This is a genomic window from Pseudoxanthomonas sp. G3 (genome assembly GCF_057654715.1).
Genome location: NZ_CM172805.1, coordinates 1,394,252 through 1,408,385, shown reverse-complemented (window position 1 = coordinate 1,408,385; position 14,134 = coordinate 1,394,252). Strand labels below are relative to the sequence as shown.

General features: G+C 67.7%; 15 protein-coding genes and 1 riboswitch. Of the genes, 11 read left to right on the top strand and 4 right to left on the bottom strand.

What is annotated here, in order from left to right:
• Window positions 1–167: 167 nt before the first annotated feature.
• From AC23D6_RS06640 to AC23D6_RS06605, 8 genes are all read left to right on the top strand, one after another.
• A complete protein-coding gene (locus AC23D6_RS06640; RefSeq protein WP_487751993.1) occupies window positions 168–764 on the top strand; it encodes a GNAT family N-acetyltransferase in 597 nt (198 codons plus the stop codon).
• Between the two features lie 2 nt (window positions 765–766).
• Window positions 767–1,537 (top strand): septum site-determining protein MinC, encoded by a 771-nt coding sequence (gene minC / locus AC23D6_RS06635; protein WP_487752582.1) that lies wholly within the window; start codon window positions 767–769, stop codon window positions 1,535–1,537.
• 43 nt (window positions 1,538–1,580) lie between these two features.
• A complete protein-coding gene (minD, locus tag AC23D6_RS06630; protein ID WP_487751992.1) occupies window positions 1,581–2,390 on the top strand; it encodes a septum site-determining protein MinD in 810 nt (269 codons plus the stop codon).
• Window positions 2,391–2,392: 2 nt separating this feature from the next.
• Window positions 2,393–2,647: a cell division topological specificity factor MinE gene (minE, locus tag AC23D6_RS06625; RefSeq protein WP_093486953.1), complete on the top strand. Its 255-nt coding sequence runs from the start codon at window positions 2,393–2,395 to the stop codon at window positions 2,645–2,647.
• A gap of 132 nt (window positions 2,648–2,779) precedes the next feature.
• Window positions 2,780–3,229: a hypothetical protein gene (locus tag AC23D6_RS06620; protein WP_487752581.1), complete on the top strand. Its 450-nt coding sequence runs from the start codon at window positions 2,780–2,782 to the stop codon at window positions 3,227–3,229.
• A gap of 213 nt (window positions 3,230–3,442) precedes the next feature.
• Complete coding sequence (locus AC23D6_RS06615) at window positions 3,443–5,419, top strand: M2 family metallopeptidase (RefSeq protein WP_487751991.1); 1,977 nt, start codon at window positions 3,443–3,445, stop codon at window positions 5,417–5,419.
• Between the two features lie 71 nt (window positions 5,420–5,490).
• Window positions 5,491–7,098: a trypsin-like serine peptidase gene (locus tag AC23D6_RS06610; RefSeq protein WP_487751990.1), complete on the top strand. Its 1,608-nt coding sequence runs from the start codon at window positions 5,491–5,493 to the stop codon at window positions 7,096–7,098.
• A 128-nt stretch (window positions 7,099–7,226) separates the two neighbouring features.
• Window positions 7,227–7,763: a metal-dependent hydrolase gene (locus AC23D6_RS06605; protein WP_487751989.1), complete on the top strand. Its 537-nt coding sequence runs from the start codon at window positions 7,227–7,229 to the stop codon at window positions 7,761–7,763.
• Between the two features lie 13 nt (window positions 7,764–7,776).
• Here AC23D6_RS06605 and AC23D6_RS06600 read toward each other — a convergent pair whose 3' ends face one another.
• A complete protein-coding gene (locus AC23D6_RS06600) occupies window positions 7,777–8,529 on the bottom strand; it encodes an anti-sigma factor family protein (protein ID WP_487751988.1) in 753 nt (250 codons plus the stop codon).
• Entirely contained in the window at window positions 8,526–9,023 is a 498-nt protein-coding gene (locus AC23D6_RS06595) for an RNA polymerase sigma factor (protein ID WP_487751987.1), read from the bottom strand. Before AC23D6_RS06595 ends, AC23D6_RS06600 begins: the two co-directional genes overlap by 4 nt.
• Before the next feature lie 171 nt (window positions 9,024–9,194).
• Here AC23D6_RS06595 and AC23D6_RS06590 point away from each other — a divergent pair, with 171 nt between their 5' ends.
• The 3 genes from AC23D6_RS06590 to AC23D6_RS06580 all read left to right on the top strand — a co-directional run bounded on the left by AC23D6_RS06590 (window position 9,195) and on the right by AC23D6_RS06580 (window position 12,075).
• The gene (locus AC23D6_RS06590; protein ID WP_487751986.1) at window positions 9,195–10,421 is read left to right on the top strand and encodes a S8 family serine peptidase; all 1,227 of its coding nucleotides are present in this window, start codon (window positions 9,195–9,197) and stop codon (window positions 10,419–10,421) included.
• Window positions 10,422–10,523: 102 nt separating this feature from the next.
• Window positions 10,524–11,198: a hypothetical protein gene (locus tag AC23D6_RS06585; RefSeq protein WP_487751985.1), complete on the top strand. Its 675-nt coding sequence runs from the start codon at window positions 10,524–10,526 to the stop codon at window positions 11,196–11,198.
• 67 nt (window positions 11,199–11,265) lie between these two features.
• Window positions 11,266–12,075: a transporter gene (locus tag AC23D6_RS06580; protein WP_487751984.1), complete on the top strand. Its 810-nt coding sequence runs from the start codon at window positions 11,266–11,268 to the stop codon at window positions 12,073–12,075.
• 18 nt (window positions 12,076–12,093) lie between these two features.
• Here AC23D6_RS06580 and AC23D6_RS06575 read toward each other — a convergent pair whose 3' ends face one another.
• Together AC23D6_RS06575 and AC23D6_RS06570 are read right to left on the bottom strand one after the other, a co-directional pair.
• Window positions 12,094–12,504, bottom strand: coding sequence for a hypothetical protein (locus AC23D6_RS06575; protein WP_487751983.1), 411 nt, complete (start codon window positions 12,502–12,504; stop codon window positions 12,094–12,096).
• A 19-nt stretch (window positions 12,505–12,523) separates the two neighbouring features.
• A complete protein-coding gene (locus AC23D6_RS06570; RefSeq protein WP_487751982.1) occupies window positions 12,524–13,777 on the bottom strand; it encodes a multidrug effflux MFS transporter in 1,254 nt (417 codons plus the stop codon).
• Between the two features lie 209 nt (window positions 13,778–13,986).
• A riboswitch (glycine riboswitch) is annotated at window positions 13,987–14,105 on the top strand.
• Window positions 14,106–14,134 lie beyond the last annotated feature (29 nt).

The window sequence follows — 14,134 nt, the reverse complement described above, 5'->3', positions numbered from 1 at the left end:
GGAATCCCCGGCGGCCATGCCCCAACTAAAGTCATGCCGGCATCAGCGCACGCCGAGCCGCCGGGTTCATGCCCCGCTCACCCACTGCCTCGCCGGCTTCGGCGCCACCATGCGATAATCCCGGCTTGGCCGCGTGCCGCCCTGCAAGACCCGTACGGAGTCAGGTAATGTCGATCGTCATCCGCGACGTGCGCGAGCACGAGCTGGATTCCGTCCTAGCCCTCAACAACAATGCCGGACTGGCGATCCTCCCGCTGGATTCGGCCAAGGTCCGCCGCTTCTACGAGACGGCCGAATATTTCCGCGTCGCCGAGCGCGACGGCAACCTCGCCGGTTTCCTGGTCGGTTTCGGCTCATCGGCCGGGCATGACAGCAGCAACTTCGCCTGGTTCCGCGAGCGTTATCCGCAGTTCTTCTACATCGACCGCATCGTGGTCGCCAGCCGCCGTCGTGGCGGTGGCGTGGGCCGCGCGTTCTATGCCGATGTCCAGAGCTTCGCCGAACTGCGCTACCCGCAGTTGGCCTGCGAGGTCTTCCTCGACCACGGCGCCGATCCGGCCCTGCTCTTCCACGGCAGCTTCGGCTTCCGTGAAGTCGGACAGCACGTGATGGCCGAGGCGAACGTCCGCGCCAGCATGCTGATGAAGGAGCTCTGCAGCTACCCCTGGGTACGCGAAACCTACGGCGATGCGCTGCCGGATACCCCCTGGACCCGTACCCGCCTGCTGGCGGACGCCGGCGCACAGCGCCCGACCGGAACATGAGCGTGACCCGGACGCACATGGACTACGAACAGGCCGGCGAACTGAAGATCGGCCAGGTCGGCATCGCCAACCTCCGCATCCGCACCCTCGATGTCGACCAGCTCGTCCGCGAAATGCGCGAGCGGGTCGAGCGCGCACCCAAGCTGTTCGGCCGCGCCGCGGTGATCGTCGACTTCGGCGGCCTGGCACGGATGCCCGATGCCGCCACGGCGCAATCGCTGATCGACGGCCTGCGCGGCGCCGGGGTGATCCCGGTGGCGCTGGCTTACGGCTCGCGCGAAACCGAGGTCCTCGCCGAACAGCTCGGCCTGCCGCTACTGGCCAAGTTCCGCGCGCAGTACGAATCCACGACCGCGGCGCCTGCCCCGGCCGCCGCCCCGCGCCCGGCAGCGACCGAACCCACGCCGGCGAAGCCCGCGCCCGCCGCCAAGGCCGCGGAGACCAAGCCCGGCCTGGTCCAGAAGACGCCGGTCCGTTCGGGCCAGCAGCTGTACGCGGAGAATCGCGACCTCACCGTGCTGAGCACCGTCGGCGCAGGCGCCGAAGTGATCTCCGACGGCTCCATCCACATCTACGGCGCGCTGCGCGGCCGCGCCCTGGCCGGCGCGCGCGGCAACGCCGAGGCGCGCATCTTCTGCCGCGAATTCCATGCCGAACTGGTCGCCGTCGCCGGCCACTACAAGGTGATGGAAGAAGTGCCCAAGGAACTGCGCGGCAAGGCCGTGCAGATCTGGCTGGACCAGGACCAACTCAAGATCGCCGCGCAGGACTGATGCGCGACGCCCCCGAACATAAGAAAGACCAAGGAGAACACCGTTGGCTGAAATCATCGTAGTCACGTCCGGCAAGGGCGGCGTCGGCAAGACCACCACCAGCGCCAGCATCGCCTGCGGGCTGGCCCGCCGCGGCAAGAAGGTCGCGGTCATCGACTTCGACGTCGGCCTGCGCAACCTCGACCTCATCATGGGCTGCGAGCGCCGCGTGGTGTACGACTTCGTCAACGTCACCCAGGGCGAGGCCACGCTGAAGCAGGCCCTCATCAAGGACAAGCGCTTCGAGACGCTGTACGTGTTGGCCGCATCGCAGACGCGCGACAAGGACGCACTGACGAAAGAAGGCGTGGAGAAGGTGCTGAAGGACCTGTCCGACGACGGCTTCGACTTCATCGTCTGCGATTCGCCGGCGGGCATTGAGAAGGGCGCGTTCCTGGCGATGTATTTCGCCGACCAGGCCATCGTCGTGGTCAATCCGGAAGTCTCTTCCGTGCGCGACTCCGACCGCATCCTGGGCCTGCTGGATTCCAAGACCCGCCGTGCCGAGAACGGCGAGCCGCTGAAGGCCAACCTGCTGCTGACGCGCTACAACCCGGCGCGCGTGGAAGGCGGCGAGATGCTCAGCATCAAGGACGTGGAAGACGTGCTGGGCCTGAAGACGCTCGGCGTGATCCCGGAATCGGGCGACGTGCTGAACGCATCGAACAAGGGCGAACCGGTGATCCTCGACCTGGAGTCGCCGGCTGGCCAGGCCTATGACGACACCGTCGCGCGCCTGCTGGGCGAAGACCGCCCGCTGCGCTTCACCACCCTGGAGAAGAAAGGTTTCTTCAGCAAGCTGTTCGGAGGTTGAGCATGGGCCTGTTCGATTTCCTCAAGGCGAAGAAGAACACCGCCGAGACCGCGAAGAACCGCCTGCAGATCATCATCGCGCAGGAGCGCAGCTCGCGTGGCGCACCCGATTACCTGCCGCTGCTGCGCCGCGAACTGCTGGAAGTGATCAAGAAGTACGTCAACGTCGACGTCGACGCGGTCAAGGTCGATCTGATCAAGGACGGCGACCATGACGTGCTGGACATCTCCGTGGCGCTGCCGGAAGGCAACAACTGACGCGCCGAACGCCGTAGAGCGGAGCTTGCTCCGCTCGCAACGTGCCCGTTCGTAACGAAAGGCAGCGGAGCACGCTCCGCTCTATCCATGACGCCCGACGACGCTGCTGCCAACGCTGAGAACGCCGGGGTGATGCGGGTGCGCGACCTGCCACCCGGCGCTGCCGATGCGCTGCTTGCGTCGTACGGCCTGTTGCTCCATGTCGTCGATGAGGGCGCACCGATCCCCGGCAGTTTCTGGGGCGAGCCGGAGGCCGGCGTGATCGCCCACAACGTCTACGTTCGCGCCGATACGCCCGTGCACTCGATGCTGCACGAGTCGTGCCATCTGATCGTGCTCCCGCCCGAGAGGCGCGCCCAGGTGCATACCGATGCTACCGACTCGGTGATCGAAGAGGACGCCACCTGCTGCCTGCAGATCATCCTCGCCGATGCGCTGCCCGGCGTGGGGCGCGAGCGCCTCATGGCCGATATGGATGCCTGGGGGTATACGTACCGGCTCGGGTCCACGCAAGCGTGGTTCGAGCAGGATGCCGATGATGCCCGCGCCTTTCTGAAAGATCGCGGGTTGCCTCACCGCTGAGGCCGCTCTCCCCTTGTAAGAGCGACGTGAGTCGCGACCGCGCACCTTCCGGCCACGTGCGGGGCATCCAGCTGCGGAGGGAACCGGGACGCCGACGTCGAGCGCTCGCGACTCACGTCGCTCCCAAAGGAGGAAGGCCCCCGCACTTGCCGCCCATCCGCCGTCTCACTACCCTTCGGATTCCCGTGCCCGCCGCACCCTGAAGGACGTCCCGTGAAGCACCGCCACCTCCTGCTCGCCCTCGCCATCGGCGCCGGCATCGCCACGCTCGCCGCCTGCAAGAAGGACGAACCTGCCGCGGATACGGCCGCCGCACCCGCCGCGCCGCAGGGCGAGACCGCCGACCAGTTCATCGCGCGCGTCAACGACGAATTCAAGAAGATGTACCCGGAGCTCACCGCCGCGCAGTGGCTGTCGAGCACCTACATCAACGATGACAGCCAGCTGCTGGCCGCCAAGGGCAACGAGCGCTACCTGACCCAGCTCAACAGCTGGATCGAACAGGCCAAGAAGTTCGAAGGCCAGAAGATGTCGCCCGAGACCGCGCGCGCCATCCAGTTGCTGAAGCTCGCCACCGCGATGCCCGCGCCGAAGGATCCGGCCAAGCTGGCCGAGTTGACCCAGATCGCCACCAAGATGGAAGGCACCTACGGCGCCGGCACATATTGCACCGGCGAAGGCGACGCGAAGACGTGCCGCCAGCTGGGCGAACTCGAGGACGTGCTGCGCAGCAGCCGCGACTACGACGCGCAGTTGGACGCATGGCAGGGCTGGCACACGATCGCCCAGCCCATGCGCAAGGACTACACGCGCTTCGTCGAGCTGGTCAACGAAGGCTCCAAGGAAATGGGCTTCGCCGACGCCGGCGAGATGTGGCGCAGCGGCTACGACATGACGCCGGCCGAGATCGCCGCGGAGACCGACCGCCTTTGGGGCCAGGTCAAGCCGCTCTACGAGCAGCTGCACTGCTACACCCGCACCAAGCTGCAAGCCACCTACGGCGTGGAGAAGGGCCAGGTCAACGGCCTGCTGCCTGCGCACCTGATGGGCAACATGTGGCAGCAGGACTGGGGCAACCTGTGGGACATGCTGGAGCCGTACAAGGGCGCCGGCAGCCTCGACATCACCGGCGCGCTGGAGAAGCAGTACCAGGCCGACTACCAGACGGCGCTCGCCAAGGCCGGCCCCGGCCCGGGCACGGAGAAGCTCTTCCAGGCCGAGCGCGAGGCGCAGCTGCAGGTGGCCAAGCAGATGACCGAGCGCGCGCAGGACTTCTACACCAGCCTGGGCATGCCCAAGCTGCCCGAGAGCTACTGGACCAAGACCCAGTTCATCAAGCCGATGGACCGCGACGTGGTCTGCCACGCCAGCGCCTGGGACATGAACATGGCCGGCGATGTGCGCACCAAGATGTGCATCAAGCCGAACGAAGAAGACTTCACCACGATCTATCACGAGCTGGGCCACGTGTATTACTACCTGGCCTACAACAAGCTGCCGCCGCTGTTCCAGACCGGCGCGCACGATGGCTTCCACGAAGCCATCGGCGACACGATGGTGCTGGCGATGACGCCGGACTACCTGAAGTCGATCGGCATGGTGGGGGAACAGCAGCAGAGCAACGAAGCGCTGATCAACGCGCAGATGCGCATGGCGCTGGCCAAGGTTTCCTTCATGCCGTTCGGCCTGATGATCGACCGCTGGCGCTGGGGCGTGTTCGACGGTTCGATCAAGCCGGCCGACTACAACAAGGCCTGGTGGGAGCTGAAGGCGAAGTACCAGGGCGTCGGCCCGGCGACCGCGCGCGGCGAGGAGTTCTTCGATCCGGGCGCGAAGTACCACGTGCCGGGCAACACGCCGTACACGCGCTACTTCCTCTCGCACGTGCTGCAGTTCCAGTTCTACAAGGGCCTGTGCGACGCGGCCGGCTACAAGGGCCCGCTGTACAACTGCAGCTTCTATGGCAACAAGGCGGCGGGCCAGAAGTTCTGGGCGATGCTCGAGAAGGGCGCCAGCCAGCCGTGGCAGGCCACGCTGAAGGAGCTCACCAGCGGCGAGAAGATGGATGCCGGCCCGGTGCTGGAATACTTCGCTCCGCTGCAGGACTGGCTGAAGCAGCAGAATGAAGGCCAGACCTGCGGTTGGCCGGCGGCCGCGCCGGTCGCGGCGGCGGCACCGGCCAAGCCCTGAGTACATCCCTTGGGCGGGCCACCCTCGGCCCGCCCATTCCCGATCCACGCTCCGACACGGAGGTCCGAAGAATGACGCGATCGAACACCCTGCGATGCCTGGCCAGCCTGATGCTGGTTGCCCTGCCCCTGGCCGCCAGCGCCGCGGTGACCCAGGTGTCTGGTGAAGCCAGCCGCACGCCGGCGCAAGCCGCACCTGCATGGAAGCTGGCGCAGTTTCCTGCACGCAGTGTCAGCCATCAGGGCTATCGCGAAATGGCCATCGAGCGCCTCGTCGACATGGAGCGGCGGAACGCACGCCAAGGCGTCAAGGCCGTGCAGATCGGCATCGGCCGCACGCTGAGCGGCGAAGGCATCGACCGCACCACGCCCGCATTGCGCTGGGTACCCCTCAAGTCGGGGGGCGCAGTTGCGCGTCTGAGGGTCGGCTCGCCGGATGCACTGGGTCTGCGCGTGGGCCTGCAGGTGAAGGAGCTGCACCCCCATGTGGAGTTGCGCATCGCGGGCAGCGACGCTCCGCAGCGCATCATCGCCATGCTCACCGCCACCGAGGCGCAGGCGTTCGCCGATGCCGATGGCATTTACTGGACGCCTGCGACCGACGGCGATGCGCAGATCATCGAGGTCTATCGTCCGGCCCACGTCAAGGCGGCGCAGGCGCGCGTGATGGCACCTCAGGCGTCGCATCTGCTCGCCAACAGCGCCAACAATTTCAAGATTGTCGAAAAGGTCGGCGAATCGGGCGGCTGCAACATCAACGCCGTTTGCCGCGTCGACCAGCTGGGCTCGGCCTATGTCGAGGCCAAGAATGCCGTGGCCCACATGGTGTTCAACCTCTACAACACCAGCGGCAGCGTGTTGGGAAGCTATATCTGCACCGGCACCCTATTGAACGACACGACCCCGGCGACGCAGGTTCCCTGGTTCTACTCGGCCGATCACTGCTTCCGCGGTGGCGGCGACCTGCCCGTACAGGACCGGAACAAGGTAGCGGCCAGCCTCACCACCTATTGGGGCTACGAGAGCACCACATGCTCGCCCACCAACGGCAGCAAGAATAATGCAGTGTCAGGCGGCGCCGACATCATGTTCTACGATGCCAACACCGACGCCATGCTGCTGCGGCTGAAAAGTCCCGCGCCGGCGATCGCGACGTTCGCCGGCTGGGACGCCAGCACACTCGCCGCGAATGCCGAGGTCATCGCCATCCATCACCCCTCGGGCGACGCCAAAAAGTATTCGCGCGGACAGCATGTCACCGATGCCTATAGCCAACAGTTCACGGTGGGCTGGCTGGAAGGCACCACAGAAGGCGGCAGCAGCGGTTCCGGCCTGTTCACCCGTTACACCGACAACACCTACCGGGTGCGCGGCGGCCTTTACGGCGGAAGCGCGTCGTGCCTCAACACCGGAAGCCTCTCCACCACGACGAACCGCGACCATTACTCCCGCCTCGACTTGATCTTCCCGCAGATCAAGCAGTGGATCGCCGCCGATCCCGTGCGCGAGAACGGCTCGCAGCCGCTGGTCCGCGGCGCAGGCGCTACGGCCGGCGCCACCGCGCAGACCCAGGGTGCGCGCGTGGCAGGCTCCGTGGATGCCCCGGCATCCGGCACGCGTCCGTCGATCATCCAAAGCCCGCGAGACGCGAAACCGATGCGCACGCAGCGCGAACGCTGATCCGGGGCACCAGGAAGATCGCGAGAAAGGCCGGCGCACGCCGGCCTTTTTCTTTGGACACATAGGGACTTCATCCAAGGCACACGTCACCGACCAACGCTGGGCTTCCCGAACCAACTCGGCCGCTCATGCCCACCGTCCTCGCCCACGCCATCCTCCCACTCGCCGCCGGCATCGCGCTCGGCAGGCACCGCGTGCCTGCGCGGCTGATGCTGGCCGGCATGGCCGTCGCCATGCTGCCCGATGCGGATGTCGCGATGTTCGCGTTCGGCATCGACTACGCGCACGCATTCGGCCATCGCGGCGCGAGCCACTCGCTGGTGTTCGCGCTGGCGTGTGGGCTCGTCGCAACGCGATTCGCGCGGCGATTGAAGGCACCGTCCATCACGACGCTGCTCTTCGTCACGGCCTCCGCCGCGTCCCATCCCCTGCTGGACATGCTGACCGACGGCGGGCTGGGCGTGGCGTTGCTCTGGCCGTGGTCCGACGTGCGCCATTTTGCCCCTTGGCGGATGATCGAAGTCTCGCCGTTCGCGAACCACTTCTTCAGTGCACGGGGAGTTGAAGTGTTGAGGTCGGAAGTGCGCTGGATCATAGGGCCGGCTCTGGCTGCGGCCGCACTTTTGGCGCTAACGAGACGAGCGCTGCGCCGCGATCCTGGCTGATGTCCGCTGCGAGTCAACGCCAGCCGGCATCGCGTGCGGCGCGTTCACCCGCGGCATCCAGCATTTCCTGCTGCCGCGCCTCCACTTCGGCGAGCACCGACGGCGGCAACGCACTCGCTGCCTGCCGGAACTCGCCCTCTTTCCGCTCCGCCTGCCCCAGCGCCACCACGCGCCATTGATCATGATCACGGCAGGCCAAGCCACCCAGCGGCTGCGCGCCGTCTGCAGTGAAGGTGCGGCAATAGCGTCCTTTGTCATCGCGGAAACTCAGGCCTATCGCAAGCGCAGCGTCGGGCCTCGCGTCGGCGGCCAATTGCCGATCCAGCGCACGCGCCAAGTCTGTACCCGCCATCAATGCGCCGCCCTGCATTCGTACTGGCGCCTGCGACGGTCCACCGAAAAAGTACGCCCCGAACAGTACGCCCAGCACCACCGACGCCGCCAACGCCGTCCACTCGGGCCAGCGGTAGTGGCGGACACGTCCCCCCAGCGACGACGGCCGCAGGGCCACGAGATTGTCGGCGGCTGGCGCATGGGGCATTGCATCGGCCCTCATGCCCAAAGTCTCCAGCAAACGCGACGGAGGAGCTTCGTCCTCGATCGGCGCGTATGTCGCCTGCAGCCGCGCGCGCAACGCGCGCTCGCGCCGGGCACGCTCGGCCAGCGCGGGATTGGCCGCAACGACACGCGCCACGTCGGCGGCGGCCGCTTCGTCCAGCTCGCCGTCCAGCCAGGCCATGAATCGTTCTTCGCTCAGTTCGCTCACGCATCGTCTCCCAGCATGTCCTGCAACGCCGTCCGCGCACGCGCCAGTCGGCTGGTCAGCGTGCCGATCGGCACGTCCAGCGCCGCGGCGGCCTCCCGGTAGGCCAGTCCTTCCACCAGCACCAGCATTACGACTTCGCGCTGCTCTGCCGGCAGACGCGCCACCGCCGCCTCGACCGACATCGCCGTATTCCGTGCATCGAACGGCGACTCGCCCACGTGCTCGCCCCACTCCTGCGGCGCCAGCACTTGGCCGCGGCGCTGGCGGGCGCGCACTTCGTCCAGCCAGGCATTGCGGACGATGCCGAAGACCCACGGTTCGAGTCCGTACTCTTCGCGGAACTGCTCCGCGCGGGCCAGCGCGCGCTCCAGCGCGATCTGCACGACATCGTCCGCATCGTGCGCATCGCCGGTAAGGCCGCGCGCAAACCGCCGCAAGCGCGGCAGCATCGCGCAGAGGTTTTCTCGCATCCAGGCATCCGTTGTCTGCTTCATCTGGTCATACGTTCGAGAATGCGGGTTTGTTCCATCGCCGCCCAAGAATATCCAGATTCAGATCCGGCTCATGCGCCGCGCAGCTATGACGTCGTAAGCTGCGCCCGTTCCCGCATGGTACCTCGCCCCTCCGCCATGTCCTGTCTGCTCCTACGTCTGGTCCTCCTCGCAATGGCACTTGCCCTGGCCGCTCCCGCGAATGCACAGCGCGCGTTGGCGCAAGCCACGCGCACGGTCCCGGGCGTGGACCAAGTCCTGCGACTGCCCGGCCAGGCGCTCCGTGACATGCAGGAGGTGGCGGACCCGCTGACCGGCGCCACGCTGCGACCCGTGATCGATCGTGCGCGCGAAAGCCGGCGCCTGCTCCGTCGCCACCCTGACCTGCTCGATCGCGATCCCGCGGGCGAACTGGTCATGAAGCAGCGCGTGGTGGCGATCGAACCCTCCGCCGATGCGCTTGCGCGTTCTTTCGCCGCAGGCTTCATCGAGGTGGAGCGCCGGAATCTGGAAGAACTCGATATCCGGGTCGTCGTCCTGCAGGCGCCGGCAAAGCTCGACACGCGCGCAGCGATTGCCCTGCTGCGAGAACTCGACCCGGACGGCAGCTACGACTACGACCACCTGTATCTGCGGAGCGGCGCGGACGCGCCTTCTGCGGCGGAAGCTGCCACGACGACGGTATCGGCGCCTGCGGCATCCATGCGCGTGGGCCTGCTCGATGGGGGCGTCGACAGCACGCATCCGGCGCTGGCCAATACGCGCACGCAGGCATGGGGCTGCAACGGCAAACGTCTGCCCGACGCGCACGGTACGGCGGTAGCGTCACTGTTGATGGCGGGTTCGGCGGGCACGCTGTATGCCGCCGATCTGTGGTGCGGACAACCGGTGGGAGGCGCGTCGACCGGCTTGGCGCAGGCATTGGCCTGGATGGCGCGCGAGAAGGTGGTCGTGATCAATGTCAGTCTGGTCGGCCCGGACAATGCGCTGCTGCATCGCGCGGTGAACGCCCTGGTGGAGCGGGGCCACGTGCTGGTGGCGGCGGTCGGCAACGATGGACCTGCCGCGCTGCCGTTGTACCCGGCGGCTTACCCGGGCGTGATCGGCGTGACCGCCGTCGATCGCCGTCAGCGCCCCCTGCCCGAAGCCGGGCGTGGCCAGCAGGTGGATTTCGCCGCCACGGGAAGCCAACTGCGCGCGGCAGGTCCGAAGGGCGGATGGGTCACCGTGCGGGGCACGTCGTTCGCTGCGCCACGGGTCGCGCACCTGGCGGCATCGCATAGTGGCGAACTGCGGCCAGGCAACGCGGACGCCGTCGTGCAGACGCTGGGGCGCGCCGCACGCGACGCAGGTGCACCCGGCCGCGACGATATCTTCGGAATAGGCATTCTGGAAAACTGAATCGCTTCTGAGTTTTCAGGTCCACGCGGGATTAAATCCGCGCACCGGCTCGTATCCCTCCTGAGCGCCGCGGATTGGCCGCGGCCCCCAGGAGATCGAACCATGAAGACTGCCCTGTTGTTCAGTGCCTTTCTCGCCACCGGCCTTTTCACCGCTACCGCGCAAGCGCAGAACGCTTCCACCAACGGAAGCGCGGCCGCATCCGCCGAGGCTGCCGTTCAAGGCGCGGCGAACACCGCCAGCATCGACGCGTTGGCGCAGCGCTATGCGGAAGCGGCTGGCTCTCTCGACGCAGCGACCGGCCTGGTCAACGAGCTGCGCGACGGCACCGCGGGCCGGGCTGCGATGGGGTATGCCGAGATCGACAGCACGCTGGCGTTGGCCTCGAAGCTGGTCGCCGATGGCAAGGCCGCCAGTCTGGACGGCGCCGTCGATGCCGTGCTCGATCTTCGTGCCGATCGGCTGACCGGAAACCAGCTCGTGCGCAGCGTGGAGAGCAAGCTGGGTAGCGCCACCTCCACGGTGAACGATGCGACTTCGCGGCTGGGCCAGACGGTGCGTGGCGTTTCGTCCGGAGTGGGTGTGGGCGCGTCGGGCCAGGCGGGCGTGGATGTCCGCACGGATCAGGGCAATGCGCGCATCGACGTGGGCGGTACTGCCGCAGGCCGGAGCGAGGCGGCCAGGCCGGCGGCCGAACTGCGCGGCAACGGCGGTATCGGTGTGGGCGCCGATGTGCGACCGAACCTGCCGGTGTTGCGGCCGCTGCTGGGCAACTGACCCACGTTCCACGTGAGCCGGGCGCAGGGAAGCGCCCCATCTCCCTTCCCATCACAGGTTACCCATCATGATGCTGCGCCTACTTCCTGCCGCGCTCGCGTTGTCCCTGTGCGGCACCGTACAGGCCGAGGACGGCGTCACGCTGGCCACTGGCATCGACTACAGCAGCGGCCGCTACGGCAGCGATACGACCACCGAGATCTTCGCCGTGCCGGTCGCCGCCACCTGGACGCGCGGCGCGCTCACCGCACGCGTCAGCGTGCCCTGGCTGCGCGTCTCCGGGGACCCCAACGTTCTGCCCGGCCTGGGCGGCGTCGACAACACCAATCCGCTGGGCCGCGGCCGACTGCCGCTGATCGGCGATGTCGGCCAGCCGCCGGCCACGCAGCGCCAACGCGGCACCGCATCCGGCGTGGGGGACGTCACCACCACGCTCACGTGGTCGCAATCGCTGGGGGCGAAAGCCGGTATCGACCTGGGCGTCAACGCCAAGATCGCCACCGCTGACGAGGACAAGGGGCTTGGCACCGGCGCCAACGACTACGGCGCCGCGCTCGATCTGTACCGCGACTTCGGCGGCACCGTGCTGTTCGGCGGCGTGGGTCACACGCGGCTCGGTGATTCCCGGTACATCGATCTGGACCGGGTCAACAGCGCCAATGTGGGTGTAAGCCGGCCTGTCGGCGACGGACGCTGGGGGGCGATGTTCGAGCACCGCACTGCCAGCGTCAGCGGTCGCGAAGACCGCCGGGAAGCCACGCTGTTCTACGCGCTTCCGAACGCATCCGGCGGCCGCCTTCAGGTGTATGCCCGGCACGGCTTGACCGACGGCAGCCCGGACTGGGGCGCGGGAGTTTCGATCAGCCGCGGCTTCTAGCGCTACATCGCGGCGGCATCAGTTCACGTCCGGTGCGGCATCAGGCTTGTTCGCCTTCATCTGCTCGGCCATCTGCTGCTCGAACTGCTCCAGCGTGAGGCCCTGCGCCGCGGCTTCGATCACCGCCGTATCGCGCAGCTCATCGGAGTACACCAGGCGCACCGCATTGCCCTGCGCCTCGTGCAGCGCCGCTGCCTGCTTGATCATCGCCAGCACTTCGGCGGCGCTGTCGGAACTGCCGGCGATGCGACCATCCATGCCCAGCACCCACACACCCGCCTGGCGCACGATGCCGGCGAGCAGGTCGCCCTGCGGATTGCGCAATTCCGCGTGCGGCTCGATCGCCGGTGCGTTGGCGCGCGCCACGTTGCGTTCTCGGGTCGCCTTGCGCTTCTTCGCTTCGCGTCGGGCCTTGGACTGGATGGACATGGGGATATCTCGCGGGAGGTCAGAGGTGATCGGTGGGCTCAAGCGCGGCCGGTGCGCGCGGACACGCGGGTTGGCGACGGCTGGCGTGCGCCTCCCACTGCCACATCAGCCAGCCGACCAGCACGAAGCCGGCCATACCCATCGCCAAGTGCAGGCCATGGTGGCTCAGCAGCGGCGAGAGCACGCCGGCGATGATGGCGTTCACCACCAGGTTGCTGAAGGCCTGCAGCGACGACGCCGCACCGCGCTGGCGCGGGTACATGTCGAGGATGGCCAGGGTCAGGATCGGGAACACCAGCGCCACGCCCAACGCCGCCAGCATCATCGGCAGCACCGCCCATGGCACCCGGATGTCCGCGCCGGCCCACGCGTTGTAGCCCACGTTCGCCACCATCGCCAACGCCATGCAGGCGTAGCCGATCTTCACCAGGCGCGCACCTTCCACGCGGCCGGCCGCACGTCCCGAGAGGAACGCGCCCAGCACCATGCCGCCGATGGTCGGCAGGAACAGCCACGCGAACTGCTGCTCGTTGAGGTGCAGCAGGTCCATCACGAAGGCGGGCGCCGAGGCGATGTACAGGAACAGGCCACCGAAGCTCAGCGAACCGGCCAGCGCCAGGCGCAGGAAGCGGCGGTTGCGGACGATGCCGACGTAATCGCGCAGCAGATGGCGCGGCGACACCTTCAGGCGCACCTCGGCCGGATGGGTCTCAGGGAGCCACACCGCCACCGCGACCAGCAGCAGCAGCGAGAACGCGGCCAGAAACCAGAAGATCATCGGCCAGGCGCTCCAGCCGAGGATCCAGCCACCGACGATCGGCGCGATGGCCGGCGCGATGCCGAAGATCATCGACACCTGGCTCATCAGCCGTTGCGCATCGTCGCCCTGGCGCGCGTCGCGGATCACCGCGCGGCCGACGATGAAGCCGACGCCCGCCGACAGGCCCTGCAGCGCGCGGAACAGCAGCAGCGTGGCCATGTCGGTCGCCAGTGCGCAGCCGGCCGAGGCCAGCAGGAACACGAACAGGCCACCCTGGATCACCCGCTTGCGCCCGAACGCGTCCGACAGCGGCCCATGCACCAGGCTCATCAGGGCGTAGGTCAGCAGATAAGCGCTGATGGTCTGCTGCATCGCCACCTTGTCCGCGCCGAGTTGCGCGCCCATCGCCGGGAAGGCCGGGAAGATGGTGTCGATGGAGAACGGGCCGAACATCGCCAGCCCGCCCAGCAGCAGGGCCAGGCGGCGGTTGGAGATGGCGTGGGGGGCACTCATTGCGCGGGACGCTCCGGACGGGCGCGGCGGGCCACCATGAACAGGCCGCGCCGGCGGCACATGGTACGCCGAAACCGCCGGCCGTCCCGTCGCCGGGCCATCACGGGCTATAATCGCCCCGCACTACCCGGTGGGAGAAGCCCGTCGCACGCGACCGGCTGCCGAAGGCGCAAACGCCCGTAATCGCTCAGGCCCGATACCACCACTGCAGCAGACACTCTGGAGAGACCGGCCGCCTCGCGGCAGCGCCGGCGCCGAAGGGGCACGAAGTACGCGACCCTCGTCGGCGCGCTTCCAAACTCTCAGGCAAAAGGACAGAGGGGCATCCCACGTGCGGTTTCCGCGCGCCGGTCCTTC